Source organism: Brevibacillus sp. MER 51 (assembly GCF_023714195.1).
In the GTDB taxonomy this organism is placed as follows: domain Bacteria; phylum Bacillota; class Bacilli; order Brevibacillales; family Brevibacillaceae; genus Brevibacillus.
The window spans coordinates 298,556-325,061 of record NZ_JAMAUS010000003.1; the positions used below are offsets into that span (position 1 = coordinate 298,556).

Sequence of the window (26,506 nt, forward strand, 5' to 3'; positions counted from 1 at the left end):
AATCTCCTTGCGAGGGGTTCCGGCTTTTTTATTCGCTTGCTATCTGGTTTTGCATGATTGAGACAACCACTGTTCATCATAGACTGAATAGAAAGCTCGGGGACGAGGCAGGCATGAAAGGGGGAGGCTGAGTGCTTCGTTTGGCGGTGGGGACGGTCCAAAAAGTTCTGGAGAAGCAAGCGGGTATGCAGATACTCGAAGTCCGGACAGAGTCAGTTGCTGGATGCAAACTGCAGAGAGTACTGTCTTTTTTGCAGGAGGATTATAAAAGTGGCGATTTACTTTTGATCAATACAACCGCTGTTCACCTTGAATTGGGAACAGGCGGGTATCACTTTGTTGTAGGAAAGGTAAACCAACCTGAGGAAACCGATGTCCTTCCGAATGAGTGGGGCCATGTCATGAAAATGCGCTATTCACCTTGGCAGCTCGCGGTTGATTCTGTAGAAGAACAGGCCAGCCCGTACCACGATTTGTTTGTGCAAGAAGACTTGTCCTTGGAAGGTACCCCTGTTTTGATCGGCGAGCTGCACAGTCTTCTACCTGTTGCTGTCCTTGCTTTGCGTAAAAAAAATCCAAATGTCCGTATCGTATATGTCATGCCAGATGGCGCATCCTTGCCGATTGCCTTGAGCCAGCACGTCCAACAATTAAAAGCAACCGGTAGCTTGGCTGCTACAGTGACGACAGGTCATGCGTGGGGCGGTGATCGTGAGTCGTTGACGATTCATAGTGGCTTATTGGCTGCACGCCATGTAGAACAAGCCGATATTATTATATGCATGTTGGGACCTGGGGTAGCAGGTACGGGTACATCTTATGGTTTCTCGGGAGTTCAGTTGGCTGAAGTCATTCATGCTGTATCCACTCTTGGTGGAACACCCTTTTTTATTCCCAGAATCAGCTTTGGGGATCATCGTGCCAGACATTACTGCATCAGTCACCATACTATATCGATCGTAAACAGGTTTACTCTCTGTCCTGTTCTGGTTACAATCCCGATTTTCGGAGATGAAAGAGATGAAATCCTTTCACGGCAAATGAAAACATTAGAAGGTGCGGGGAAGCATATTTTTATAAAGGGAAAAGTCCCAGATCTGTCAGAGTTGGCATCACTGGAAAAGGGGTATGGCTTGTCCTTTTCTACAATGGGGCGGAATTGGCAAGAGGATCCTGCGCCTTTTCAAACGGCATGGATGGCAGCCGATTTTGTAGGAAACAGTCTGGGGTACATCGTCCAAACCGTTAACGACGCTCCGCATTCGCCCGCCTCATCAAGTACTCTTGAAGGGTTAGGTCTTTATTTGACCAGGAACGAAGTGCGGCCTTGATCTGCCAAGCTTTCCCGACCATACGCAATTGCTTTTCGCTAACATATGTTTTCATTCATGATCTCCTCCGATACAATAAGGTGGACAAGCTCTATGCTCCCAACTTATGGAGGGAATCGACGATTTAGAACGACTTCATGGAAAAAGGATGATGATGACCGTGAATAAATATGATCACTTATATGAAAAAACCATTTCGAGTCAGCCGATTTATGACGGGAGAATTATCAAGGTTAAGGTAGATGAAGTTCTTCTGCCCAATGGCAACACAGCCAAGCGAGAAATCGTAAATCATCAAGGGGCGGTTGCCGTATTGCCGATCACTGATGATAACAAAATGGTGGTGGTTCGACAGTTCCGCAAGCCGTTGGAGCGTACGATCGTGGAGATTCCAGCAGGAAAACTGGAGCGAGGGGAAGAGCCGCTTGCATGTGCAATGCGTGAGCTGGAGGAAGAGACGGGTTACGTTGCGAGTCAGTACACACCGCTTAGCTCTTTTTACACATCGCCGGGCTTTGCAGATGAAATTTTACATGTTTTTATAGCCACTGGTTTGAAAAAAGGAGAGAGCAAGCCGGACGAGGATGAGTTCGTTGATGTGCTGGAAGTGACACTGGAAGAAGCGCATGCCCTGCATCAAAGTGGAGAAATTCGAGATGCCAAGACGGTTGTGGCATTGTTTGCGTGGGAAAACAAAATGCTGCGTGAGCGTGGATAGACCCATGCTTCCTACCTATTTTTGCGACATGCATATTCACATCGGCGGTACGTGGACAGGTAAACCTGTGAAAATAACGGCTTCACGCCAAATGACTCTCACCAAAATTTTGGAGGAGGCCTCCGATAAAAAAGGGATGGATGTCATCGGGATAATCGATGCACATTCGCCTGAGGTTCAGGATGAGCTGGTTGATCTGTTGGAAAAGGGATTAGCGACTGAACAGGAGCATGGAGGAATTTCCTACAAAGATACGTTGTTAATCTTGGGGTGCGAAGTGGAAATCAAAGAGCCAGAACGCGGTGCAGCTCACTTTCTCGTTTATCTGCCGAAGCTGCAAGAAATGAAGCGATTTACCGCATGGCTGTCAGAACGCTGCAAAAATGTTCAATTGAGCTCTCAGCGTATCTACACATCACTTAAGGAATTGCAAGCTTGTGTCCAGCAATTACAGGGTCTTTTGATTCCGGCACATATTTTTACACCGCATAAAGGGTTGTACGGGAGCTGTACGGATTCGATGGCTGAAGTGCTTGATCCTTCGCTCATCTATGCGGTTGAGCTGGGCTTGAGTGCGAATACCAATATGGCGGACCGCATATCCGAGCTACATGACAAAACCTTTCTTACGAACTCAGATGCCCATTCTCTGGCGAAGATCGGTCGGGAATATCAAGCGATGTATATGCAAGAGCGTTCCTTCGCAGAGTGGGTGAAAGCGATCAAGCGCGTCGGTGGAAGAGGGGTTCATGTGAATTACGGTCTGCATCCTGAGCTAGGCAAGTATCACCAGACGGCGTGCCAAGGTTGTCAGTCTCTACTCGCGGCGGATGCCTCAGGCAAATGTCCGGAATGCGGCTTCCAACGAATTGTGCGAGGGGTTGCAGCGCGCATTGATCAGCTAGCGGATGTAGAGGCCGGCCAGCATCCGGCGTTTCGTCCTCCTTATATCGAGCAAATCCCGTTGGAATTCATTCCGGGAATTGGTCCCAAATTATTGGACAAGCTGTATCGGTCGTTTGGTACACAGATGAACGTGCTGCATCGCGTGAATGAAGAAGAGCTCTCCCATGTTGTTGGAGAGAAAATCGCTTCACTTATCGTACAAGCACGAGAGGGAAAACTCTCTGTCCAAAAGGGCGGCGCCGGTACCTACGGAAAGATCGTCCCGATGTAGATTGTCATAGGGGGGAAATCGTCCGCATAAGCTGTACAGTAATCAGCCAAGCGGGAGGCGACGAAGCGTGCGTTCACGAGTCGGACAAACCATCCAATCCTATGCGAGAGAACATCAGTCACTCTACTGGTTCACGATCGTCCTGTTTACGATGGGCATTATTTTCGGAGCCGTCCTCGTCAATTCACTGCCATTGTCACAGAAGCAGGAGCTATACGGTTTTCTGCAATATTTTTTCAACAGTCTTGGCAGTGATGGAATCCCTGAGACCAGTGCCCATTTTCAGCAGGCATTTGGTCATTATGCCAAGACCACTGCAATCATGTGGGTACTAGGGTTATCCATCATTGGGTTGCCGATGATTTTGTTGATGCTCTTCTTAAAAGGAGTCGTGGTCGGTTTCACCGTCGGTTTTTTGGTGAGCCAGCTCCAATGGCAAGGCGTAACATTTGCCATGGTGGGTGTTCTCCCACAAAATTTATTAGTCGTCCCTGCCCTTTTTATTGTAGGCGTCAGCGGAATATCGTTTTCACTTCGACTCATACGTACGAGAGTGCTGAGCAAAAGAGATGTTATCATGCCGCACTTTATGGGCTATACCGTCCTCGTGCTTAGCATGCTGGCGGTATTGACGATTGCAGCCTTGTTTGAAACCTTCATTTCCCCTAGACTGATGCAGCTTGTACTTAATTAAGAATAATTCTCAGGTAAGAACTTATGCATTTGACTTATTCGATGCCCCTCTACTATAATAGGAACAGGTTTCATGCGAGCGGGGAGGGGCATTAATGTTGGAAGAAAAATTAGAGAAAATTAAGCAGCAGTTGCATTCACAGAACTACAAGCTGACACCACAGCGTGAAGCCACTGTTCGCGTGTTGTTGGAGAATGAAGAAGATCACTTGAGTGCGGAAGATGTTTACTTGCTGGTGAAGGATAAAGCACCGGAAATCGGGCTTGCTACCGTATACAGGACATTAGAGCTGTTGAGCGAACTAAAGATCCTTCATAAAATGAATTTTGGCGATGGCGTAGCTCGTTACGATCTCCGTGATGATAATGCTGCCTATCACCATCATCACCTTATTTGCCTCAATTGTGGTACGGTGGATGAAATTTTTGAAGATCTGCTTGTCACAGCAGAAGAAAAAGTCAAGAATGTTTACAACTTTTATATTACCGACCACCGATTGACCTTCTACGGGATCTGCAATCGTTGTGTAGATAAAGTGAACGTGGAGGACTTCAAATAAAGTCGACTTCTCTGGGAACGGAGAAGTTTTTCTTTTTTCCTGGGAGCTTTTGTAATGGCAGACCTATTCCTGTGGAATCCTAAGAGAGGATGAATCGCATGGAGCAAGGGATAAGTGCATATAGATGAAAGAAAGTCTGTAAGGAGGCTTACGGATGAAAGTCTCTTATCGTCGCGTGATGGAGGGTCTGCGTTTCTTGCTTCTATTCATTACTTGTACCTTGCTCTCCTACGGCATCATTACCTTGCTGGCGGACAAATTTCTCCCGGCAAACCCTTATCATGAACCACATGGAAATGCGGTGAAGGTAGTAAAAGTCATCAATACCTCTCAGGCACAGGATTTTGACGGATATGTCGCACGACTTCAGCTCTTTTTTTTAACGGGAGAGTAAATGCTAGTTTGTGTTTTTTATCTGGAGAAGCAGGAGTTTCTTTTTCTTTGTGGAAAGCAATACAAGATACTTATCAGCTGAAGGGGACAGCTTCATGGACAGTCTGATTGATCAGTTTATTCATTTCCTGACTGTGGAGAAAGGGTTAGCGAGAAATACCCTGGAATCCTATCAACGGGATATGGTGGCCTTTACCTCGTATTTACAAGAGCAAGGTGTCGCTCGAATAGAGGATTCTACTCGGACGCACATCATTGGGTACTTGCTTGTTTTACGGGAAAAAGGACGTGCTACAGCAACGCTTTCTCGCAATATGGCATCGATACGAGCGTTTTATCAGTTTCTCATTCGGGATAAATACATAGACAAAGATCCATCCATTCATCTAGAAACACCGAAGATCGAGAAACGCTTACCCAAAGTGCTCTCTGTTGAGGAAGTGGAACGTCTTTTGGAAAGTCCTCCTGTCAATCATCCTGCCGGGCTGCGGGACAAAGCGATGCTTGAGCTTTTATACGCGACAGGCATTCGTGTCTCGGAGTTAGTCAATCTGGATAGTGCTGATGTGAATCTGGATATGGGCTTTGTCAAATGCTTGGGAAAAGGATCAAAAGAGCGAATCATTCCGTTAGGCTCGGTTGCCATTCAAATGGTTCGCCACTATTTGCAGGCAGGGCGCCCCAAGCTGGTAAAAGGAACTGGCGATACTGCATTATTTCTGAATCACTTGGGCAAACAAATTACACGGCAAGGTTTTTGGAAAATTATTAAACGATATGCCCAAAAATCAAACATCCGTGCTGAGATTACACCCCATACGCTTCGCCACTCTTTTGCCACTCACTTACTGGAAAATGGAGCCGATTTGCGCTCTGTTCAAGAGATGCTTGGGCATGCTGATATTTCAACCACCCAGATTTACACACATGTGACCAGAACGCGGATTAAGGACATCTATGCCAAGACGCATCCGCGAGCATGAGTACGAAAAAACGATCGTCTCCGCCTGATTGTCGGGCGGAGAAAAATTTTCTGAATCAGGTCAGACGTCTGACGACTTGATGGGAGAAATGAATGACTGGTAAACAGGAGGCGTTAAGATGCAGTATTCACGAGTTTTTTTGATCGTAATGGACAGCGTAGGGATTGGCGAACAACCTGATGCGCCTAAGTTCAATGATGCAGGAGCGAACACCTTAGGCCATATTGCGGAACGAGTTGCGGGATTTTCATTGCCCAACTTGCAAAAATTGGGTTTGGGAAATATAGCACCACTCCAAAACGTTGCGCCAGTTGCAACTCCTATGGCCCATTATGGAAAAATGCAGGAAGTTTCTATGGGGAAAGATACGACGACGGGCCATTGGGAAATCATGGGTCTGCATGTGTCCACTCCGTTTAACACGTATCCAGACGGATTTCCTCAAGAGCTAATCTCGGAATTTGAGCAACGTATCGGTCGTAAGGTACTCGGGAACAAAGTCGCTTCTGGGACAGACATTCTCGACGAGCTTGGCGAAGAGCATATGAATACGGGTGCAGTGATTGTCTATACATCTGCGGACAGTGTATTTCAGGTGGCAGCACACGAAGAGATTGTTCCGCTTGAAGAGCTGTACCATATTTGCGAGGTAGCTCGTGAGTTGACGCTTCGTGATGAGTTCGCCGTAACTCGTGTCATTGCGCGTCCATTTGTTGGACAGCCAGGCAATTTTAGCCGTACAGCAAATCGTCACGATTATTCCGTGAAGCCATTTGCTCCGACAGTCATGAATCGTTTGCAAGATGCTGGCCTTGCTTCTATTGCCATTGGCAAAATCAGCGACATTTACGCGGAAGAAGGCGTTACTCAATCTATCCGTACCAAAGATAACATGGATGGTGTGGATCAAATTCTGGGTACGATGAAACAATCGTTTACGGGCCTTTCCTTTGTCAATCTTGTGGACTTCGATGCGAAGTTCGGTCATCGCCGTGATCCAGAAGGGTATGGTCAGGCATTGATGGAGTTCGACGCTCGTATTCCAGAGCTTTTGGAAGCGCTACAAGAAAATGATTTGTTGGTAATCACGGCAGACCACGGAAACGATCCAGTACATCATGGCAGCGACCATACCAGAGAATACGTTCCGTTGCTTGTCTATCACAAGGGTATTCAAGCTGGACAACATTTGGGCATCCGCGAAACATTTGCGGACTTGGGTGCGACCATCGCAGACAATTTTGGGGTGACTGCTCCGACAATTGGGAAGAGCTTCCTTAATCATTTATAAAGGTAAAGTAAAAATAAATATTTATATAATAGAAGAAACACAAAAAAGGAGAGAGTTAAATTGGCAAATTTCCATGATGCAGTAGCATATATCGAACCGAAATTGACAGAAAAACCAACCATTGGTCTCGTGCTTGGATCAGGGCTGGGTGTATTGGCAGATGAAATCGAAAATCCAGTGATCATACCTTATCATGAAATTCCTGGATTCACAGTGTCCACTGTTGTTGGGCACAAAGGACAACTCGTGATTGGTAAGCTGCAAGGCAAACAAGTCGTTGCGATGCAAGGTCGTTTCCACTTTTATGAGGGACATGGTCTGGATGCCGTTGTTTTCCCAATCCGTGTCATGAAGTTGCTCGGCGTAGAAACGATTATTGTGACCAATGCGGCTGGCGGAATTAACGAAGGCTACAATCCAGGCGACCTCATGCTGATTTCCGATCACATCAACATGACGTTCCGCAATCCGTTGATTGGTGCAAACGATGAACAATTGGGAGCGCGTTTCCCGGATATGTCTGAGGCTTATTCCAAACAGCTCCGCAAGCTCGCCCATGAAGTTGCGTCCGAGCAAGGAATCCAGCTTCGTGAAGGTGTATACGCAGGTCTACTAGGACCAACCTATGAAACTCCTGCTGAAATCCGTATGCTTCGTCTGTTGGGCGGGGATGCTGTAGGGATGTCAACCGTACCAGAAGTAATCGTGGCACGACACATGGGTGTGAAGGTGCTCGGTATTTCGTGCATTAGCAACATGGCTGCAGGTATTTTGGAGCAACCTCTGTCCCATGATGAAGTTATGGAAACAACAGAGAAGGTAAAATCGCAATTCCTGGCTCTGGTGAACGGTATCGTAGCCAAAATGTAAGTAACGGATTCGGAGGGATTAACAATGCGTATGGTCGATATGATCGCCAAAAAACGTGATGGCGGAGAACTGACAACAGAAGAGATTCAATTTCTGGTGACAGGCTATACAGATGGAAGTATTCCTGACTACCAAATGTCCGCGTGGGCAATGGCAGTCTTTTTCCGTGGCATGACTGCGAGAGAGACGGGAGATCTAACCTTGGCAATGGCAGGGTCAGGCGAACAGCTTGACCTGTCTTCTCTGCAAGGAATTAAAGTAGACAAGCACAGTACAGGCGGAGTAGGGGACAAGACTACTCTTGTAGTTGCGCCATTGGTAGCGGCAGCAGGTATTCCTGTGGCAAAAATGTCTGGAAGAGGCCTTGGATACTCAGGAGGCACCATTGACAAGCTGGAATCCTTCGCAGGTTTTGAAGTAGAACGCACACGGGAGCAATTTTTGCAGCAGGTGCGTGATATTGGCGTGTCTGTAATCGGGCAGTCCGGCAACCTGACACCTGCAGATAAGAAGCTGTATGCTCTGCGTGACGTGACAGCTACTGTAGAGGCTGTGCCGTTGATTGCAAGCTCCATTATGTCCAAGAAGATTGCTGCTGGGGCAGATGCCATCCTGCTTGATGTAAAAGTAGGGAAGGGCGCTTTCATGAAAAGCATTGAAGAGGCAGAAACATTAGCAAATGCGATGGTTGCAATCGGCAGCCAAGTAGGACGTAAAACGGTGGCGGTTATCAGCGATATGAACCAGCCGCTTGGCTTTGCTGTGGGCAATGCACTGGAAGTGAAAGAAGCGGTGGAGACACTTGCAGGTAAAGGGCCACGCGATTTGACCGAGCTGGTATTGGCTATTGGTTCGCGCATGCTTGTTATGGGTGGCCTTGTTACTGATGTGGAAGAAGGGCGCAAGAAGCTTGAAGACCTGATGGCTTCCGGAAAAGCAGTGGATAAACTGGCGGAAATGGTAGAGGCCCAAGGCGGCAATAAGCAGGACGTCTATGATTTGTCTCGTCTGCCGCAAGCAAAGATCATTCATACGGTAACAGCCGAGCAGGACGGCTTTGTAAGCGCGATTGATGCGGAAGCGATCGGTCATGCTTCTGTTGTCTTGGGTGCTGGCAGATTGACAAAAGAAATGCCAATTGACTTGGCAGTAGGTCTTGTCCTGCACAAAAAACGCGGGGATCAGGTGAAGGCTGGAGAAGTTTTGGCCACCATCCATGCCAACGAAGATCATCTTTTGCAAAATGCGCTGAAAGAAATGGAAGGCGCCTTCCAAATTTCGACAGCAATCGATGGAGAACAACCGTTGATTTATAAAATTATCGAAGTATAGAATGTCCAGGTACTAGTTGATCAATCAAATAAAATAAGGCGTGCACAGCACTTGAGCACGCCTTGTTTTATGAGTAAAAATACAGTTTCTCGAAAAAATATTGTTGATTAAATCTAGTTTTTCATATTCAATAGAAAGATATAACTCGTTTTTTGTTATATAAAATATATTTTACTGTTCGGATTGACTTTATAAAGTTTTATTATTCTACTTGTCAAATTTCGTTGACACCGCTATCATTTCCGATTACTTTTATTGTATTAGACTGTTTGTAAAAGATTATTGCGAAATTCGTAAAAAAATGATGGAGGTTCCCAGAAAATCGTATTTATGAAAAAGCTGGACCATGTCGATAGACAGATTCTGCAAATCCTCCATGAAGATGGGCGTATCCCATATACAGAAATCGCCCATCAACTAGGCGTGAGCGAAGGAACGATTCGATCGCGCATCACTCGACTTTTGCAAGACGGAGTATTCCAATTCGTAATACAACCCGATCCAGAGAAATTAGGATTACATGTGCAGGCTATCATCGGGTTAACCACAAAGCTAGGTTTGCAGAAAGAAGTGGCAGAGAAATTGAGCAAATTTTCTGCAGTACGCTTTGTAGGCGCTTATAGCGGTAAGCACGACTTGATCATCCAAGCGTGTTTCCATAGTAATGATGAGCTGATCACCTTTGTCAATGAACGACTCTCTCAAATTGAAGGCATAGCAGCTGCGGACGTTTCACTGGAACTGAAGCAGTACAAAGACACCTTCTCTTTCGTTCAAGACGACGAGGTGACCCTGCAATGAAAGGGGTTGATGCCTTCCAGCCGAAGTCAAGCAGCTTCGTGTAGTTTTCATTTTTTTTCGTCCTTTATTTTCAGAAAAAAGACAAAAAAGAAAAACGTACTGGGGGTTATTGCGTTGAAAAAGAATGTGTTTGCACTTGTGAGCTCGATTGCTGTTTTCGGAACCGCCCTGGCAGGGTGCGGAGGAGGACAACAAACTGCCACTCCACCGGCAGGAGGTACACCAGCACCTTCACAGCCTGCAACACCAGCTGCTGAGAAGAAGCCACAAGTTTTAAAGATGAACCTGCACTCGGAGCCACCTACAACTGATCCTGGGCTCGCAGAGGACACGACTTCAGGCGCGATTATCTTGGCAACCTTTGATGGTTTGACCCGCATTGGAACTGACGATAAGCCGCATGAAGCTGCCGCTGAGAGCTACACCGTCTCTGATGATAAACTCACTTACACATTTAAAATCAGAGATGCGAAATGGAGCAATGGTGACCCAGTAACAGCACATGACTTTGAGTATGCTTGGAAGCGTGCTCTCGATCCAAAAACAGCTTCCAACTACGCATATCAGCTGTACTACGTGAAGAATGGCGAAAAAGCAAACAAGGGCGAAGCAAAGCTTGATGAAGTAGGCGTGAAGGCACTAGACGATAAGACGCTGGAAGTGAAGCTGGAGAATCCGACTCCTTACTTCCTGGAACTGCTCGCATTCCGTACCTACTTCCCAGTTAACAAAAAAGTAATTGAAGCAAATCCGAAGTGGGCAGGCGAAGCAAGTTCGCACGTCGGGAATGGACCTTTCAAAATCGAATCTTGGGAGCACAAGAGCAAGATGGTGCTCGTGAAGAACGAAAATTACTGGGATAAAGACAATGTAAAGCTTGAGAAAATCGAATTCTCCATGGTAGAAGACGAAAATACAGAGCTCTCCATGTTCGAAAATGGCGAAATCGATTGGGCTGGCGCACCTATGAGCGCTTTGCCAACAGATGCGATTCCTGCATTGAAAGAGAAAGGAAAAATTCAAACCAATCCAATCGCGGGTACGTACTGGTACAAGTTCAATACCGAAAAGCCGCCATTTAATAACATAAAAGTAAGGAAAGCATTTGCCTACTCGATCGATCGACAAGCCTTGATCGACAACATTCTCCAAACGGGTCAAATCCCGGCAATTGGCGCTGTTCCTCCATCCATGGTGCTGAATCCAAATGGCTATTTCAAAGACAATGATGTAGAAAATGCGAAAAAGCTCTTGGAAGAGGGACTGAAAGAAGCTGGTATGAGCAAGCTTCCACCGATTGTCTTGTCCTACAATACATCTGAGGCTCACAAGAAGATTGCGGAGGCCATCCAAGACCAATGGAAGAAAAATCTCGGCGTAGAAGTGAAACTCGAGAATAAAGAATGGAAAGTTTACCTCGAAGATATGCATGAGGGGAAATTCCAGATTGGACGGATGGGTTGGCTGGGTGACTTCAATGACCCAATCAACTTCCTAGAACTCTTCAAAGATAAAATGGGTGGGAACAACGATACGCGTTGGGAAAATGCAAAATATAAAGAGTTGTTGAACCAATCTGCAAAGGAATCCGACCTCGAGAAACGTAAGAAAATTTTGGCAGATGCCGAGCAAATCCTGATGGATGAAATGCCAATCATGCCAATTTACTGGTACACACAATCTTGGGTTCAGAAACCAGAGGTGAAAGGTGTTCACCAAACGGGTCTGGGTGACGTGGATTGGAAAGGCGCATACATCGAGTAATTTCATAACGAAGGAAACGGGATTTGCAGCAGAGGGTATATGGTTGCACATATACCCTCTGCTATGCAAGCCCTTCCCATAAATTTCAGCTGGCATGATTGCCAGCAAAGAGAAAATAGAGAGAGAAGCTTTACTGCAAGAGATCTAAGGGTTATTTACACAGCCGATTTTTACACTGTGTCGGCAGCGTTCCGCAGTGTAAACATGGGACGTGAAAGCAATCAAAAATCTACCAAGGGGGTAAGTTAGTTGATCCGTTATCTCGGTAAGCGCATCATTTTTATGCTCATCTCGCTCTTCTTAATTGTAACGGCCACCTTCTTCATCATGAAAGCAGTACCAGGTGGTCCATTTACATCCGAGAAGCAGGTCCCGCCGGAAATTAAGGCAGCACTAGAGGCAAAGTACAAGCTGAACCTGCCGTTGCATGAACAATACTTTGAATATTTGAAAGGTGTAGTCACATGGGATCTCGGTCCGTCGTTTACGGAGAAATCTTCGAATGTTAACGACATGATTAATCGTGGTTTCCCTGTTTCTGCTCACTTGGGAGCACAAGCTTTATTGCTCGCTATCTTTGGTGGAATTACGTTAGGGGTTATCGCAGCGTTAAACCACAATAGATGGCAAGACTATTCTGCAATGGTTATCGCCGTTTTGGGATTATCGGTACCAAGTTTTATTTTGGCGTCCTTTTACCAATACATTTTCGCTATTAATTTGGGCTGGTTTCCAATCGCGAAATGGGAAGGATTCGAATACACCATCCTTCCATCATTGGCACTCGCCGCATCACCGATGGCATTTATCGCGCGTTTGACGCGTTCCAATATGATTGAAGTTATGGGTCAAGATTACATTAAAACAGCAAAAGCAAAAGGGTTGCACACTTTTACTATTACAGTAAAACACGCTATCCGTAATGCGCTCTTGCCAGTTGTTACTTACCTGGGTCCACTGATTGCTGGTATTTTGACAGGTGCATTCGTTATTGAACGTATTTTCGGTGTTCCTGGTCTTGGTCGCGAATTCGTTTTGTCTATTACAAACCGTGACTATACAGTAATCATGGGTACGACCGTGTTCTACTCCATTATCCTGGTTGTGATGATTCTGATTGTTGACATCGCATACACCTTGGTAGATCCACGGATCAAACTTTCGGACGCAGGAAAGGAGTAATGACACGTGCAAAACTTGACTAAAGAACATTTCGAGCCAATTTCCGTTGACCTTCGTCAAGCTGAAGCAATTAAGCGCCCAAGTCTCTCTTTTTGGTCTGACGTTTGGCGTCGTTTGAAAATGAATAAAGTCGCAATGATTTCTATGATCTTCATTGCTGCGTTGATCGTATGTGCCATTGTGGTCCCATGGCTAACTCCACAAGATTATTTTACGACGGATCTGGCTGGCAAGAACAAAAAGCCGTCTGCTGAACACTGGTTTGGCACAGATGACCTAGGTCGTGACGTATTTGAGCGTATTTGGTACGGTGCACGCATCTCTCTGCAAGTAGGTCTTGCGGCAGCGTTCATTGACCTGATCATTGGTGTGATCTGGGGTGGTATCGCAGGTTTCTATGGCGGTAGAGTAGATGAAATGATGATGCGTATCGCGGACATCCTGTTTGCGATTCCTTACCTGCTGGTTGTTATTTTGTTGATGGTAGTGTTAGAGCCTGGTGTCGGAACGATTATTATTGCCTTGACGATAACGGGATGGATCGGTATGGCCCGGATTGTGCGTGGTCAGATCCTTCAATTGAAAAACCAAGAATTTGTACTGGCTGCACGCTCCCTTGGTGCTGACGCCAACCGTCTGATCTTCAAACACTTGATTCCTAATGCTTTGGGTCCAATCATCGTAACGCTGAGCTTGACTGTACCGTCCGCGATTTTCGCAGAATCCTTCTTGTCCTTTATCGGACTAGGGGTTTCGGCACCGATTGCATCGTGGGGAACGATGTCCAATGAGGGCTTGCCGGCCATGAAGTACTATCCATGGCGTTTGACATTCCCGGCAATCTTCATTTCCGTGACCATCTTGGCATTTAACTTGTTCGGTGACGGTCTGCGCGATGCAGTAGACCCACGCCTGCGTAAATAGGAGGGATAGTCGTTATGGAACGCATTCTTGATGTAAAAGACCTGCACGTATCCTTCCATACGTATGCAGGTGAAGTAAAAGCAGTCCGCGGTGTGAATTTTCACGTCAACCGCGGAGAGGCTGTAGCGATTGTAGGGGAGTCCGGTTGCGGTAAATCCGTAACCGCTCAAACCCTCATGAAGCTGATTCCTATGCCTCCAGGTGAAATTAAAAAGGGACAAATTCTCTTCAATGGAGAGGATATCGTCAAGAAGTCCAAAAAAGAAATGGAATCGATCCGCGGTAAAGATATCGGGATGATCTTCCAAGATCCAATGACTTCCTTGAACCCAACAATGACCATCGGCAGCCAAATTACCGAGGGCTTGATCAAGCACCAAAACATGTCGAAAGCAGCAGCACGTGATCGTGCCATTGAGCTATTGACCATGGTTGGTATTCCGCAACCTGAGAAACGTGTGGAGCAATATCCACACGAGTTCTCCGGCGGTATGCGTCAACGTGCAATGATCGCGATCGCACTCGCCTGTTCACCGAAGCTGTTGATCGCGGATGAACCGACGACAGCTTTGGACGTAACGATTCAGGCGCAAATTTTGGACCTGATGAAAGAATTGCAAAAGAAAACAGGCACTTCCATTATCTTGATCACACATGACCTTGGTGTAGTTGCTGAGATGTGTGACCGCGTAATCGTTATGTACGCAGGAAAAGTGATCGAGACAGGAACAGTTGACGATATTTTCTACAATCCGCAACACCCTTACACCAAAGGCCTGCTTCGCTCGGTACCACGTCTTGACTTGAACCGTGACGAGCCACTGACACCGATTTTTGGTACGCCGCCAGACCTTCTGCGTCCGCCAGTTGGCTGTGGATTCACTGCGCGTTGCGAATCAGCGATGCGTGTGTGCCAAGAGATCGATCCTGAGCTGAACGACATCAGCACAACTCAGCGAGCAGCTTGTTGGCTTCAGCATCCGCTTGCTCAGAACCGTGCGTAGAAGGAGGGATATCAGTGGATAAACGTGAAAATTTGATTGAAGTACGCAATCTAAAGAAATTCTTTTCCATTGGCGATAATACTCTGAAAGCTGTAAATGATATCTCGTTTGAGATCAAACGTGGAGAAACATTGGGCGTAGTAGGAGAGTCAGGCTGTGGGAAGTCCACTGCCGGTCGTACCATCTTGAGACTGTACGATGCGACTGAAGGGGACGTCCTGTTTGAAGGCAAGAGCATCATGAACCTGAACCAGCAGGAAATGAAGGCAATGCGCCGCAACATGCAAATGATTTTCCAGGATCCTTACGCATCCTTGAATCCGCGTATGACAGTAGGGGATATCATCGGCGAGGCGCTGGATATTCATGGTCTGGCGACTGGTCAGAAGCGCAAAGAGCGCATTCAGGAGCTCCTTTCCTTGGTGAGCTTGAATCCTGAGCATATGAACCGCTTCCCACACGAGTTTTCAGGTGGTCAGCGCCAACGTATCGGAATTGCCCGTGCATTGGCAGTAGAGCCAAAATTCATCGTGTGTGACGAGCCGATCTCTGCTTTGGACGTATCCGTACAAGCACAAGTTGTAAACCTGCTCGAACAGCTGCAAGAAAAAATGGGTTTGACCTACATGTTCATTGCCCATGACTTGTCCATGGTAAAATACATTTCCGACCGTGTAGCGGTTATGTACTTGGGTAAAATGGTTGAGCTGGCAGAAAGTGATGCTTTGTATGAAAAGCCGCTCCATCCGTATACGCAAGCGCTGTTGTCTGCGATTCCGATCCCAGACCCAGAGGTTGAGCGTAACCGTGAGCGCATTGTATTGCAAGGCGATGTACCTAGCCCAATGAACCCACCAAGCGGTTGCCATTTCCGTACCCGTTGCCCGAAAGCAATGCCGGAATGCGCTGCATCCGTACCTGTGTGGAAAGAAGTAGAGCCAGGACATTTCGCGGCTTGTCATTTGTATAACTAAATCAATTGCAAATAGCGAGTTCCGAGGCTACTCGTGCAGCCCGGAACTCGTTTCCCTTCATAAGGGAGGTTTTACCTCTGAAAAAAATGGGTATTGTACCCAGAGGCAGTTTTTTCAGGGGTATTTTTTCGGAATTCTTGCACTGGAAAATGGTAGCAGTGATAAAGGGGGCAAGTAGCATGAGCAAATTTTTGTCGCCACGATGGAAAAAGAAGGAGGGAATATCGAATCTCTTAAAAAAAGTGAATCTGACTAGCCAAGTAGCAACGGAAAAGCTAAAAGGCTCTCTTGCTACAAAGATGATTGTGTTTGGTCTAATTCTCGTACTTATTATTATCGGTTCTTTGCAATACATAGCCCTTTCCTTCTCGAAATCAACGCTGTTTAGCATTACCTCTAATCAAGCAAAAATGCTGGCTGACCAGCATGCGAATAGCATGGAAGATGACCTGAAAGCGATTGTGAACTCGACGAAATCGGCGGCAAGCAAGCGTGTGATGATGACAGAGCTGCAGCCGCTTATCATGGAGCAGTTTACTCTATTGCGCCAGGCACATAAAGAAGTATCCCGAATCTATTTGATTGACACGGCTAGCGGAAAATCTCTGTATTCCTTGACAGGTACAAATGAGATTGACTTCAAGCAAAAGCAATACTTCCAGAGAGCACTAACTACGAAATCCTTGGTCATTTCTGATGAAGAAATCGTTGAGGGCAGCAACAAGAGTTTTCTTTATATTGCGACACCCATAGGGGAAAAGGCCGATGATACGAGCCGATTGTTCGTTGTTGGTTTTACGATTGACCAAATGATTCAAAAAATTCCTGAGATCTCTTTCATGGAGAATGGCTACGCTTTCGTCGTTCGACAAGACGGTTTGGTTGTCGCCCATCAAAATCCGAATAACAACAACAAGCTCGTGTTGGCTGGTGACAAAGATTACGAAGAGATGCTTTCCCTGATGAAGCAAGAGACAAGCAACAGCTTGCTGTATTCGGATCATGGCATTGATTCATTTGCAGCTTTTGCACCGATTCCCATGTTGAAATGGAATGTCGTTTTGTCCACGGGAACTGACGAGGTATATGGTGAAGTAGACGGAATGTGGCTGTACTTCGTGCTCTTCAGCTTGCCAATCATCGGACTCTCGGTTTGGGCAATCTGGTGGTTTGCGAAGCGGATTCGACTATCCCTGTTCGCGATCGCCCGAGATATGGATCAGATCGGCGCCGGACATTTTAATATCAACGTAAAAGTAAATGGCAATGACGAGCTGGCTATGGTTGGCCGCAAAATGAATGAGATGGCAGCTGAACTTCGCAAGCTGATTGCCCTTGTACAGGGACAAGCAACACAACTGAACGTAGCGACAGATGAGTTGACTCTGTTTGCGCAAGAAAACAAAGGAGCCATTAACGTTATTACGGATAATATTTCGACGATTGCCCATCGCGTTTCTACGCAGACGAATGAAGTGCAAGCAACAGCGAATACTGTCTCGGAAATATCGGAAGGCGTTGAACAAGTGGCGGTGGCTGCTGAATCTACATCGGTTGCCACGACTCGTACGTTTGAGAGAGCGCAAGGCGGAATGGAGTTAGTAGAAAACGTAATCAATACGGTAAGACGTGCCACTAGCGAAGTAGAACGTACTGCTGGGCAAATGCACAGTCTTCGTGAGCGGGCTCGTGAAATTACGAGCATCGTCGAAATGATTACGAGTATTGCGTCGCAGACGAATTTGTTGGCGCTGAATGCCGCCATTGAGGCTGCACGTGCTGGAGATGCTGGACGAGGCTTCTCGGTTGTCGCCAGCGAGGTTCGCAAGCTTGCAGAGGAAAGCAGCTCCTTCTCTGAGCGTATCGCTGCCATTGCCCATTCGATCAATGATGAGGCAATGGATATGAGCAAGCATATGGACGAGATCGTTACCATGGTGAGTGGAGGCTTGCAGTCTGTAGAGTCTGTGGGTACTGCTTTCCAAAATATCGTGGCAGAGATTCAATCGGCTGCAGAGCAGAGCGAATCGATGACGGCGACCTCAGAAGAAATGGCGGCGGGTAATCAGGTTGTGACGAACTCCATGCAACGCCTTGCCACCATGTCAGATGAAATTAGTGAATCCATCTCAGGTGTGGTAGAGACAGTGGATGAACAATTGAATTCGATTGCACGCATTAATGAAAACGTAGAGCAATTGAAAAAAATGGCGGACGAGTTAACGCAAAATGTGAGCCGCTTCGTCATTTAAGAAAGTATCCCTTCTGCTAGTAGCGGAAGGGATTTTTTTGTGAAACTGGATGGTCTTTCGAGAAGATAATCTTGCTGTTTTTGTGTGAATATTTTCCTTTCATGATGGTGAGAATAAAACCATGAATGGAGGGAAGAGACTGCTATGAAACGGAATGGATACCTCGCTCTATGCTTCGTTATGTGCTTTACCATCTTTTCTCCGATGGCGATTGCCAAAGAAAAGGCTGGACAGCAAAAGAGTGACAATCATTTTGCCCCACAAGCTTCATCCGCAGTGATGATTGAAGCGGATACGGGAACAGTCTTGTATGAAAAGAACGCCAATGAAAAAATGCCACCCGCCAGTATCACCAAAGTAATGACCATGCTTTTGATCATGGAAGCGGTGGAGCGGGGAGAGCTTAAGCTTACCGATAAGGTTCGAACAAGTGAAAGAGCAGCATCAATGGGCGGGTCGCAAATTTTTCTACAGCCCGGTGAAGAAATGACGGTAGAGGACATGATGAAAGGGATTGCGATTGCCTCAGGGAATGATGCCTCTGTAGCGATGGCTGAGCACTTGGCTGGGACAGAAGAGAGTTTTGTCGCGCGAATGAATGAACGCGCTCAGCAGCTCGGCATGAAAAATACGCATTTTGTTAACTCTAATGGACTTCCTGCCGCGAATCACTACTCTTCGGCAGCGGACATTGCGATCATGTCACGCGAGCTCTTAAAGCACGAAGGCATCACGAAGTTCACCGGTACGTACCAGGACTACTTGCGAAAAGATACAGAAACCCCCTTCTGGCTTGTGAATACGAACAAGCTGGTGCGTTTTTATGAAGGGGTGGACGGTTTGAAAACAGGGTACACAGGCGAAGCGAAATACTGTTTAACAGCGACTGCCAAACGCAACAACATGCGTGTCATTGCAGTCGTCATGGGCGAGCCTGATGTAAAGACGCGCAATAATGAAGTATCGACTATGTTCAATTACGCATTCACACACTTTCAGGTGACGCCGATGTACAAAAAGGGAGAACCTGTGCGCGCACTCGTAGTAGATAAAGGACAGAAACCGCAAATCAATGCGGTAACACCACATGCAGTGAGTTTGTTGATGAAAAAAGGAGAATCGGCCGATACATTCCAGAAGGAAATTGTCATCAATGAGACTGTTCACGCACCGATAGCAAAGGACCAAGTAATCGGCCACATTTTCATCCGGACGAAAGATGGCAAGGAAGTAAATCGAGTCGATCTGTTCCCGGAAGATCAGGTAGATAAAGCCAACATGTGGGAGATTCTCAAGCGAACCACCAAGAGCATTTTGATTAGCTACTAACAGACAGCATGAGCGCGAAAAGAATCGAGTTGCCCCGAATGGAATGGCGCGGCTGCTCGATTTTTTTGTTCTTTTGTCGGCTGGCAGGAATTGGTTTCGCTGAGGAAGAAAGAGAGTTTCTATCAAGGGAGAAGGAGTGTGGCAGCTATGAGTTTACGAGTTGCGATGGAGACACGGCAGGACGTGCTAGTGATCCGTTTGCAAGGTGAGCTGGATCATCATACGGCAGAGGAGTTGCGCAAGAAGGCGGATGATCTTTTGCGTTCCTCTACTATCCGTCATATTGTGCTGAGTCTGGCCGACTTGACGTTTATGGACAGCTCGGGTATCGGGGTTATTTTGGGAAGATACAAGCAGATTTCTGCCCGATCTGGAGAAATGTATGTCTGCTCGATCAATCCAACGATCTATCGAATATTTGAGATGTCCGGGTTATTCAAGGTAATCAAGTTTCGCGAAAACGAAGCGGATGCTTTGCATGTTCTGGGGGTGGCGTAATGATGGGACAGCGTAACTTTATGTCAGTGTCGTTTGCAGCATTGAGCCAAAATGAAGCATTCGCACGTGTAGCAGTTGCAGCCTTCATTTCGCAACTCGATATTACGATGGACGAACTGGAAGAAATCAAAACCGTCATATCCGAGGCTGTTACGAATGCCATTATTCATGGTTATGACGAAAATCCAGAGGGTGTGGTACAGATCTCTGTGCGAATTCAAGAGGACAGCATTGATCTGATTGTGGAAGACAATGGACGAGGGATTGAGGATGTAGAGCAGGCCATGCAGCCACTCTATACGACGAAACCGGAGCTGGAGCGCTCTGGAATGGGCTTTACGATTATGGAGAATTTCATGGATTCTTTGGAAGTGGCAACGGTTGTGGGTAAGGGAACAACCGTGCGCCTCACCAAACGCCTGGCGTTTGCCAAAGCCTTGCAAAATTAGGGGTAGTGCCTATGGGTGCCGATATCAAAAACGCGAGTCAACCATTTCTGACCAATGACCAAGTAAAAGAGCTAATCGCCAAAAGCCAATCTGGCGATACTGAGGCACGAGAGCTTCTCGTCAACAGCAATATTCGGCTGGTCTGGTCCGTCGTTCAGCGCTTTATCAACCGTGGATACGAAGCGGATGATTTGTTTCAGATCGGTTGTATTGGCCTTTTGAAGGCCGTAGACAAGTTTGATCTCTCCTATGATGTTCGATTTTCAACCTATGCTGTGCCGATGATTATTGGGGAAATTCAACGCTTCTTACGCGATGACGGTACAGTCAAGGTGAGTCGATCACTCAAAGAAACAGCCAACAAGGTACGACGAACAAAGGATGAGCTGTACAAGCAATTCGGTCGCGCACCCACGATTGCTGAGGTTGCGGACGCGGTGGGGATTACACCAGAGGAAGTCGTGTTTGCGCAAGAAGCAAATCGGGCACCTTCTTCCATCCATGAAACGGTTTTTGAAAATGACGGGGACCCCATTACGCTGATCGATCAGATTGCGGATGAAGGAGTCAACAAATGGTTTGAAAAGATTGCGCTCAAGGATGCGATCAGTCGATTGACCGAGCGGGAACAACTCATTGTCTACCTGCGCTACTACAAGGATCAGACGCAATCAGAAGTAGCGGAGAGGCTGGGAATCTCGCAAGTCCAGGTATCGCGCCTCGAGAAGCGCATTTTGCAAACGATCAAAGACCAAATTGAGCATTAACAGATGCAAACACTCCGGTCACTACGTGGCTGGGGTGTTTTGTTTTGTGAAAGAAACGGCCATTTCCGTTTAATTGCATGGGTTTTGTGGCTCGGCACATACTAGCGAATAATCAGGTATGTGAGGGAAGGGGAAGGTACCATGAAAGACGCGTTGTTTTTGCTCCTGAGAAAGCGATTGGCTGTACAGCCACAAGCCATGATTACGCTTGGAGACATTTGCCAGCTTTACTGGGATGGAGAGCGCGAGGAATCGTTAAGGCGGATGCCCATTTATCAGACAAAGCCAACGGATGGCAATTTGATCATCATCGATATTATGCAGGTAATTAAAAGGCTGCGTTCTGTCTATCCTGACGTGGAACTGGACGTCCAGGGTGCTCCCCAAATCATTGTGGAGGTGCTTAATCCACGAAAGAAATCGAACCCGATTTTGGTGGCGATGGTGTGGATTCTGCTGTTCATTGGCTCTGGATTGGCGATCATGAATTTCCATACCGATGTCAGCATGATGCAGGTTCACGAACGAATCTACTATTTGATTACAGGTGAAAAGAGCCATCAGCCCTTGTGGATGCAAATTCCTTACTCCATCGGAATCGGTTTGGGGATGATTCTGTTTTTCAACCATATTTTCCAGAAAAAAATCAACGAAGAACCTAGTCCGCTAGAAGTGGAATTGTTTATGTATCAGCAAAGCCTGGATCAATACTACATACAAAATGAAAACAAGGAAAACCAACGGACGAAGAAATGAGCGTCATCAAGTGCTTGTTGCTTATTTTGATCGGACTGGGTGGAGGTCTTGCTGTAGGGAGCGGGCTGGTCGCGTTTATTACCGTTCTGGACATCATTCCGAGGTTGACACAATTAACGAATGCTCATCGATATATCCGCTCCCTGGAATGGGCCTTGGTGGCAGGAGCGCTTTTTTTTACGTTTATTGATTTTTTTCACTGGGGTGCTCATTTACCCGTTCTCGTATCTTCGATTTACGGGATATTTGCAGGGATATTTGTGGGCACACTCGCCGCGGGCCTGACGGAGGTCCTGAATGTCTTCCCCATATTAGCGAAGCGAATCCACATGGATGGCAGTCTTCTCTTTCTGTTGATGGCAGTAGTTTTGGGAAAAGTGACGGGTTCCTTACTGCAATGGCTGCTCCATCTGTGAAATGGTAAATACCACTATTCATAGGCATCTTTAGAAAAAGGAAGGATATAGGAAGAAAGCTTACAAAGGGAGTGAAAGGGCATGGCAACCAAAACAAAATCCAAAAACCCCGGATCGATGCAGATGACCAAACAACTGTATCAACAGCAGGCTTCGAAGTTCCAGCCCAAACGAAACGTTCTGCTTAACTCGTTTCGTGCTTTCTGGGTAGGAGGGACCATATGTTTGTTGGGTCAGGCCATTCAAAATATGTATATTACCTTCTTCGGATTTACGGAGAAAACGGCAAGCAATCCGACTGTTGCGACGCTCATCTTTCTGTCCGTTTTGCTGACAGGGTTAGGTGTGTATGACAATATCGGGCAGTATGCTGGAGCAGGATCAGCCGTGCCTGTTACAGGCTTTGCCAACTCGATAGCGTCTGCTGCCATCGAACATCGTAGCGAAGGGTTGGTGCTCGGCGTTGGCGGAAATATGTTTAAGCTCGCTGGTTCGGTCATTGTATTTGGGGTTGTTGCTGCTTTCATTGCGGGAATAATAAAGAGCCTGATCAACATGCTTTTCTAAGGGAGGGCTGTCGGTGTCAAGCAATCAACCAGTGAAACGAGTCAATCGGCAAACCTGGCACTTCGATCAAAATGTTCGTCTGCAAAGCTCGGCAGTTGCTGTGGGACCAAAAGAAGGCGAAGGACCGCTGGCGCACTTGTTTGATAAAATCCACGACGATATGTATGCAGGCCAACAGACGTGGGAAGACGCAGAACGCCAGCTGATGGAGGACGCGGTCAATACATTGCTGCAAAAGGCGGGCATCACCGGCAAGGATGTGGATCTCATTCTCGCTGGCGACCTGTTGAACCAGAACATCACGACCAACTTTACAGCAGAAAAGCTGGCCATGCCTCTGCTCGGCATGTACGGAGCATGCTCAACCTCGATGCTCACACTGGCTAATGCGGCGGCTCTGGTAAACGCAGGCTATGCGAGCAAGGCGATCGCTGCTTGCAGTAGCCACAATGCCACAGCGGAGAGGCAGTATCGTTATCCCACGGAATACGGAGGACAGAAGCCCCCAAGTGCCCAGTGGACGGTGACAGGAGCTGGCGCAGGATTGGTTGGAATCGGGGGGAATGGTCCGCGCATTACATATGCGACGATGGGAAAAGTAGTGGACATGGGGATTAAAGACCCGTTCGACATGGGGACGGCCATGGCTCCAGCAGCTGCATCGACGATCCAGACGCATTTTCAAGATACGGGGCGCTCCCCACAATCCTATGATTTGATCGTGACTGGCGACTTGGCTGGTGTCGGCTATCCGATTCTAAAGGAGCTCATGTTGACGGAAGGATACGACATGGATCAAGTCTACAATGATTGTGGGCTGATGATATACTCCCCTGATCAGGATGTGTTTTCAGGTGGAAGCGGTTGCGCAAGCAGTGCCGTGGTCACGTATAGCTACATTATTGATCAGCTCAACCGTGGGTTACTGAAAAACGTGTTGGTTTGCGCCACGGGAGCACTCTTAAGCCCGGTAAGCACTCAGCAGGGAAATTCGATACCATGCATCGCTCACGCGGTTGCGCTTGAAGGAGGCAGCTAATGGAATACCTGATTGCTTTTGTCGTAGGGGGATTGGTTTGTGTAGTGGGTCAGCTCCTTCTGGATGTTGGCAAGCTAACGCCTGCTCATGTCATGAGTACGCTGGTCGTGGCAGGAGTTTTTCTCGATTTTATCGGCGTGTATGACAAATTTATCGATTTTGCAGGCGCAGGTGCGACTGTACCGATCACGAGCTTTGGTCACTCTTTGTATCATGGAGCCATCAGCGAGGCCGAACAACATGGGTTGATTGGTGTCGCCACGGGGATTTTTGAGGTCACGAGTGCGGGTATATCGGCTGCGATCGCATTCGGATTTTTGGCCTCACTCATTTTTAAACCCAAAGGGTAAGTCCAAGCAGGAAAAGGCGGTGACCCAGCATGGACACAGTACGCCGGAAAGTCATAGTGGTGACAGACGGAGATCATATTGCCCAAAAAGTAATCGAGAATGTCGCCAAGCAATTTGGTGGTCGATGCATATCACTGTCTGCCGGGAATCCGACTCCACTGCGAGGGAATCAGATGGTCGAACTGATTAAAATGACGCCATACGATCCTGTTATCGTCATGTTCGATGACAATGGAGATTACGGGAAGGGTAGAGGGGAACGAGCCCTCGAATACGTGGTGAAGCATCCTGATATCGAAGTAATCGGTGCGATTGCAGTAGCCTCGAATACACATTGGGTCAAGGGTGCGACCGTCGCTTATTCCGTAAACAACCAAGGACAAATTGTAGAAGAAGCCGTGGACAAGGACGGGTACGCAGACGAGCAACTTCAGCATCACATTTATGGAGATACCGTAGATATTTTGAATTCCCTGCATGTACCCAATGTCATCGGTATTGGAGATATAGGCAAAATGGAAGGTAGAGATAGTTTGCAAAACGGTTGTCCCATCACAACGAGAGCGGTGCAATGGATAATGGAAAGGAGCGGCGCTCATGGCACAGGTCACGGAAAAACGTCATCCCATTTCAACTTATCTTGAAGAGAATCAGAGGTATTTGAACGACAGACTTGGTGTCGGTAAGAGTTTTGACATTGGGGTTCATGATTTTTATGTGGGTCATACACGAATGTTGTTGTATTACATAAACGGCTTTGCGGAAAGCATACTGATTTCGCAGATCATGCGTGAGCTGAACGATGTACGTGAGCGGGATATGGGTGACAATGCTTTCGACCATTTGTTTCATAAATTCATCCCTTTCTACCAACTGAGCAAGGTAGAAACGACTGACGAGTTTATGGACAAATTGCTCGTTGGCCAAGTAGGACTGATCATTGACCGATCTCCCCATGCCATTATCCTCGATGCCAAAATCCTGCCGAATCGCACACCGCAGGAGCCCGATACGGAAAGAATCGTCCGCGGCGCCCATGACGGCTTTACTGAAGTGCTCGTAACCAATACAGCTCTTACGCGCCGACGGATTCGTGACGAACGGCTCCGATTCGAAATCATGCAGATAGGGGAGCGTACTAAGACAGATGTTGCGGTTGCCTACTTGCACGATGTAGCAAATGAAGAGCTGGTCCATACATTGAAGGAGCGTCTACAAAACATCCAGATTGACGGGATACCGATGGCAGAAAAAACCGTCGAGGAATTTATCATTGGAAAAACGTTGAACCCATTCCCGTTAGTCCGATATACAGAGCGACCCGATGTGGCTGCTGTACATCTATTGGAAGGTCACGTACTGATTTATGTGGATACGTCACCGAGTGTTATGATCACACCCGCTACATATTTTCATCATGTACAGCATGCGGAGGAGTATCGACAAACACCGGTAATCGGTGCTTATCTGCGCTGGGTTCGTTTTCTGGGAATCTTTGCTTCCGTTTTTGTTTTGCCGATCTGGTTGCTGTTGGTCATGCACCCTTCCATGATACCGGAGCCGCTTCATTTCTTAGGGATTAAAAAGATGGGCAGCATTCCTATTTTGGCACAATTTGTGATCGCTGAGGTCGGTCTGGACTTGATGCGAATGGCCGCCATTCATACGCCTGCGCCGCTCTCGATTGCCGTAGGTTTATTGGCCGCGATTCTGGTCGGGGACGTGGCGATCAAGGTAGGACTCCTTGCACCTGAGGTTATTTTGTATTTGGCAGTGGCGGCAATCGGGATGTATTCGACTCCCAGCTATGAATTAAGCTTGGCCAATCGACTTATTCGCTTGTTTCTGATACTTATGGTGGGCTTTTTCTCTACACCGGGACTGATGATCGGGATTACGATCATCCTGATTTTCTTGGCTTCTACCCGTTCACTGAATACGCCTTACTTATGGCCGTTCATTCCCTTCAACTACAAAGGGATGAAGGATATTGTGGTACGGCTGGCTGTGCCAAGCAAAAACAACAGGCCGAGTATCGTTCGCTCGCAAAATACCTCTCGGCAATAATATTCTGAAAACGGATGGG

The 26,506-nt window shown here is 47.1% G+C and carries 28 protein-coding genes and 1 pseudogene; 28 read left to right on the forward strand and 1 reads right to left on the reverse strand.

Annotated elements, in window-relative coordinates; all coding sequences use genetic code 11:
- The first annotated feature begins 131 nt into the window (after positions 1–131).
- Entirely contained in the window at positions 132–1,331 is a 1,200-nt protein-coding gene (locus tag M3630_RS08555) for a DUF3866 family protein (protein ID WP_251251832.1), read from the forward strand.
- A gap of 1 nt (position 1,332) precedes the next feature.
- Here M3630_RS08555 and mciZ read toward each other — a convergent pair.
- Positions 1,333–1,386, reverse strand: a pseudogene (gene mciZ / locus M3630_RS31145) (Z-ring formation inhibitor MciZ); the annotation flags it as partial.
- Between the two features lie 105 nt (positions 1,387–1,491).
- Between mciZ and M3630_RS08560 the strand changes: the two are divergent.
- The 27 genes from M3630_RS08560 to M3630_RS08690 all read left to right on the forward strand — a co-directional run bounded on the left by M3630_RS08560 (position 1,492) and on the right by M3630_RS08690 (position 26,487).
- A complete protein-coding gene (locus M3630_RS08560; RefSeq protein ID WP_483298458.1) occupies positions 1,492–2,049 on the forward strand; it encodes an NUDIX domain-containing protein in 558 nt (185 codons plus the stop codon).
- A 4-nt stretch (positions 2,050–2,053) separates the two neighbouring features.
- Positions 2,054–3,226 carry an endonuclease Q family protein gene (locus M3630_RS08565; RefSeq protein ID WP_251251833.1) on the forward strand — a complete coding sequence of 391 codons (1,173 nt, stop codon included), beginning with the start codon at positions 2,054–2,056 and terminating at the stop codon, positions 3,224–3,226.
- A 67-nt stretch (positions 3,227–3,293) separates the two neighbouring features.
- Positions 3,294–3,920, forward strand: coding sequence for a stage II sporulation protein M (gene spoIIM / locus M3630_RS08570; RefSeq protein WP_173609574.1), 627 nt, complete (start codon positions 3,294–3,296; stop codon positions 3,918–3,920).
- Positions 3,921–4,014: 94 nt separating this feature from the next.
- Positions 4,015–4,479 (forward strand): ferric iron uptake transcriptional regulator, encoded by a 465-nt coding sequence (gene fur / locus M3630_RS08575; protein WP_007720739.1) that lies wholly within the window; start codon positions 4,015–4,017, stop codon positions 4,477–4,479.
- A 154-nt stretch (positions 4,480–4,633) separates the two neighbouring features.
- Complete coding sequence (locus M3630_RS08580; protein ID WP_173609573.1) at positions 4,634–4,873, forward strand: YqzK family protein; 240 nt, start codon at positions 4,634–4,636, stop codon at positions 4,871–4,873.
- Positions 4,874–4,967: 94 nt separating this feature from the next.
- Positions 4,968–5,855 (forward strand): site-specific tyrosine recombinase XerD, encoded by an 888-nt coding sequence (gene xerD, locus M3630_RS08585; protein WP_173609572.1) that lies wholly within the window; start codon positions 4,968–4,970, stop codon positions 5,853–5,855.
- A 118-nt stretch (positions 5,856–5,973) separates the two neighbouring features.
- Positions 5,974–7,146 carry a phosphopentomutase gene (gene deoB, locus M3630_RS08590; protein ID WP_251251834.1) on the forward strand — a complete coding sequence of 391 codons (1,173 nt, stop codon included), beginning with the start codon at positions 5,974–5,976 and terminating at the stop codon, positions 7,144–7,146.
- 60 nt (positions 7,147–7,206) lie between these two features.
- Positions 7,207–8,016: a purine-nucleoside phosphorylase gene (locus M3630_RS08595; RefSeq protein ID WP_056492641.1), complete on the forward strand. Its 810-nt coding sequence runs from the start codon at positions 7,207–7,209 to the stop codon at positions 8,014–8,016.
- 24 nt (positions 8,017–8,040) lie between these two features.
- On the forward strand, positions 8,041–9,348 hold the full coding sequence (locus M3630_RS08600) for a pyrimidine-nucleoside phosphorylase (protein WP_173609570.1): 1,308 nt from the start codon (positions 8,041–8,043) through the stop codon (positions 9,346–9,348).
- A gap of 330 nt (positions 9,349–9,678) precedes the next feature.
- The gene (locus M3630_RS08605; protein ID WP_012686077.1) at positions 9,679–10,149 is read left to right on the forward strand and encodes an Lrp/AsnC family transcriptional regulator; all 471 of its coding nucleotides are present in this window, start codon (positions 9,679–9,681) and stop codon (positions 10,147–10,149) included.
- Positions 10,150–10,263: 114 nt separating this feature from the next.
- Positions 10,264–11,913: a peptide ABC transporter substrate-binding protein gene (locus tag M3630_RS08610; protein WP_251251835.1), complete on the forward strand. Its 1,650-nt coding sequence runs from the start codon at positions 10,264–10,266 to the stop codon at positions 11,911–11,913.
- Positions 11,914–12,162: 249 nt separating this feature from the next.
- Complete coding sequence (locus M3630_RS08615; RefSeq protein ID WP_173609568.1) at positions 12,163–13,095, forward strand: ABC transporter permease; 933 nt, start codon at positions 12,163–12,165, stop codon at positions 13,093–13,095.
- A 6-nt stretch (positions 13,096–13,101) separates the two neighbouring features.
- Positions 13,102–14,019 (forward strand): ABC transporter permease, encoded by a 918-nt coding sequence (locus M3630_RS08620; protein ID WP_173609567.1) that lies wholly within the window; start codon positions 13,102–13,104, stop codon positions 14,017–14,019.
- A gap of 14 nt (positions 14,020–14,033) precedes the next feature.
- Positions 14,034–15,023: an ABC transporter ATP-binding protein gene (locus tag M3630_RS08625; protein ID WP_012686081.1), complete on the forward strand. Its 990-nt coding sequence runs from the start codon at positions 14,034–14,036 to the stop codon at positions 15,021–15,023.
- Positions 15,024–15,037: 14 nt separating this feature from the next.
- Positions 15,038–15,997, forward strand: coding sequence for an ABC transporter ATP-binding protein (locus tag M3630_RS08630; RefSeq protein WP_106652966.1), 960 nt, complete (start codon positions 15,038–15,040; stop codon positions 15,995–15,997).
- Between the two features lie 179 nt (positions 15,998–16,176).
- Positions 16,177–18,249 (forward strand): methyl-accepting chemotaxis protein, encoded by a 2,073-nt coding sequence (locus tag M3630_RS08635; RefSeq protein WP_173609566.1) that lies wholly within the window; start codon positions 16,177–16,179, stop codon positions 18,247–18,249.
- Positions 18,250–18,393: 144 nt separating this feature from the next.
- Positions 18,394–19,578: a D-alanyl-D-alanine carboxypeptidase family protein gene (locus M3630_RS08640; RefSeq protein ID WP_173609565.1), complete on the forward strand. Its 1,185-nt coding sequence runs from the start codon at positions 18,394–18,396 to the stop codon at positions 19,576–19,578.
- A 147-nt stretch (positions 19,579–19,725) separates the two neighbouring features.
- A complete protein-coding gene (spoIIAA, locus tag M3630_RS08645) occupies positions 19,726–20,076 on the forward strand; it encodes an anti-sigma F factor antagonist (protein WP_106652969.1) in 351 nt (116 codons plus the stop codon).
- The gene (gene spoIIAB / locus M3630_RS08650) at positions 20,076–20,525 is read left to right on the forward strand and encodes an anti-sigma F factor (protein ID WP_251251836.1); all 450 of its coding nucleotides are present in this window, start codon (positions 20,076–20,078) and stop codon (positions 20,523–20,525) included. The genes spoIIAA and spoIIAB overlap by 1 nt, the downstream gene beginning before the upstream one ends.
- 11 nt (positions 20,526–20,536) lie before the next feature.
- Positions 20,537–21,292 carry an RNA polymerase sporulation sigma factor SigF gene (gene sigF / locus M3630_RS08655; protein ID WP_221867132.1) on the forward strand — a complete coding sequence of 252 codons (756 nt, stop codon included), beginning with the start codon at positions 20,537–20,539 and terminating at the stop codon, positions 21,290–21,292.
- A 141-nt stretch (positions 21,293–21,433) separates the two neighbouring features.
- Positions 21,434–22,048, forward strand: coding sequence for a stage V sporulation protein AA (locus M3630_RS08660; protein ID WP_251251837.1), 615 nt, complete (start codon positions 21,434–21,436; stop codon positions 22,046–22,048).
- Positions 22,045–22,464, forward strand: coding sequence for a stage V sporulation protein AB (locus M3630_RS08665; RefSeq protein ID WP_173609562.1), 420 nt, complete (start codon positions 22,045–22,047; stop codon positions 22,462–22,464). The genes M3630_RS08660 and M3630_RS08665 overlap by 4 nt, the downstream gene beginning before the upstream one ends.
- Before the next feature lie 81 nt (positions 22,465–22,545).
- The gene (gene spoVAC / locus M3630_RS08670) at positions 22,546–23,031 is read left to right on the forward strand and encodes a stage V sporulation protein AC (protein WP_172137891.1); all 486 of its coding nucleotides are present in this window, start codon (positions 22,546–22,548) and stop codon (positions 23,029–23,031) included.
- Between the two features lie 13 nt (positions 23,032–23,044).
- Positions 23,045–24,070 carry a stage V sporulation protein AD gene (gene spoVAD / locus M3630_RS08675; RefSeq protein WP_173609561.1) on the forward strand — a complete coding sequence of 342 codons (1,026 nt, stop codon included), beginning with the start codon at positions 23,045–23,047 and terminating at the stop codon, positions 24,068–24,070.
- Positions 24,070–24,420: a stage V sporulation protein AE gene (spoVAE, locus tag M3630_RS08680; protein WP_221867130.1), complete on the forward strand. Its 351-nt coding sequence runs from the start codon at positions 24,070–24,072 to the stop codon at positions 24,418–24,420. The genes spoVAD and spoVAE overlap by 1 nt, the downstream gene beginning before the upstream one ends.
- 29 nt (positions 24,421–24,449) lie before the next feature.
- Complete coding sequence (gene spoVAEA / locus M3630_RS08685) at positions 24,450–25,064, forward strand: stage V sporulation protein SpoVABEA (protein WP_173609559.1); 615 nt, start codon at positions 24,450–24,452, stop codon at positions 25,062–25,064.
- Entirely contained in the window at positions 25,018–26,487 is a 1,470-nt protein-coding gene (locus tag M3630_RS08690; RefSeq protein ID WP_221867128.1) for a spore germination protein, read from the forward strand. Before spoVAEA ends, M3630_RS08690 begins: the two co-directional genes overlap by 47 nt.
- The last annotated feature ends 19 nt before the right edge of the window (positions 26,488–26,506 follow it).

Bases quoted from the DNA above. Each gene is read 5' to 3' on its own strand.
- M3630_RS08565 (WP_251251833.1), top strand. From the start codon at position 2,054: ATGCTTCCTACCTATTTTTGCGACATGCATATTCACATCGGCGGTACG.
- fur (WP_007720739.1), top strand. From the start codon at position 4,015: ATGTTGGAAGAAAAATTAGAGAAAATTAAGCAGCAGTTGCATTCACAG.
- M3630_RS08580 (WP_173609573.1), top strand. From the start codon at position 4,634: ATGAAAGTCTCTTATCGTCGCGTGATGGAGGGTCTGCGTTTCTTGCTT.
- xerD (WP_173609572.1), top strand. From the start codon at position 4,968: ATGGACAGTCTGATTGATCAGTTTATTCATTTCCTGACTGTGGAGAAA.
- deoB (WP_251251834.1), top strand. From the start codon at position 5,974: ATGCAGTATTCACGAGTTTTTTTGATCGTAATGGACAGCGTAGGGATT.
- M3630_RS08600 (WP_173609570.1), top strand. From the start codon at position 8,041: ATGCGTATGGTCGATATGATCGCCAAAAAACGTGATGGCGGAGAACTG.
- M3630_RS08605 (WP_012686077.1), top strand. From the start codon at position 9,679: ATGAAAAAGCTGGACCATGTCGATAGACAGATTCTGCAAATCCTCCAT.
- M3630_RS08625 (WP_012686081.1), top strand. From the start codon at position 14,034: ATGGAACGCATTCTTGATGTAAAAGACCTGCACGTATCCTTCCATACG.
- M3630_RS08635 (WP_173609566.1), top strand. From the start codon at position 16,177: ATGAGCAAATTTTTGTCGCCACGATGGAAAAAGAAGGAGGGAATATCG.
- M3630_RS08640 (WP_173609565.1), top strand. From the start codon at position 18,394: ATGAAACGGAATGGATACCTCGCTCTATGCTTCGTTATGTGCTTTACC.
- spoIIAA (WP_106652969.1), top strand. From the start codon at position 19,726: ATGAGTTTACGAGTTGCGATGGAGACACGGCAGGACGTGCTAGTGATC.
- spoIIAB (WP_251251836.1), top strand. From the start codon at position 20,076: ATGATGGGACAGCGTAACTTTATGTCAGTGTCGTTTGCAGCATTGAGC.
- sigF (WP_221867132.1), top strand. From the start codon at position 20,537: ATGGGTGCCGATATCAAAAACGCGAGTCAACCATTTCTGACCAATGAC.
- M3630_RS08660 (WP_251251837.1), top strand. From the start codon at position 21,434: ATGAAAGACGCGTTGTTTTTGCTCCTGAGAAAGCGATTGGCTGTACAG.
- M3630_RS08665 (WP_173609562.1), top strand. From the start codon at position 22,045: ATGAGCGTCATCAAGTGCTTGTTGCTTATTTTGATCGGACTGGGTGGA.
- spoVAC (WP_172137891.1), top strand. From the start codon at position 22,546: ATGGCAACCAAAACAAAATCCAAAAACCCCGGATCGATGCAGATGACC.
- spoVAE (WP_221867130.1), top strand. From the start codon at position 24,070: ATGGAATACCTGATTGCTTTTGTCGTAGGGGGATTGGTTTGTGTAGTG.
- spoVAEA (WP_173609559.1), top strand. From the start codon at position 24,450: ATGGACACAGTACGCCGGAAAGTCATAGTGGTGACAGACGGAGATCAT.
- M3630_RS08690 (WP_221867128.1), top strand. From the start codon at position 25,018: ATGGCACAGGTCACGGAAAAACGTCATCCCATTTCAACTTATCTTGAA.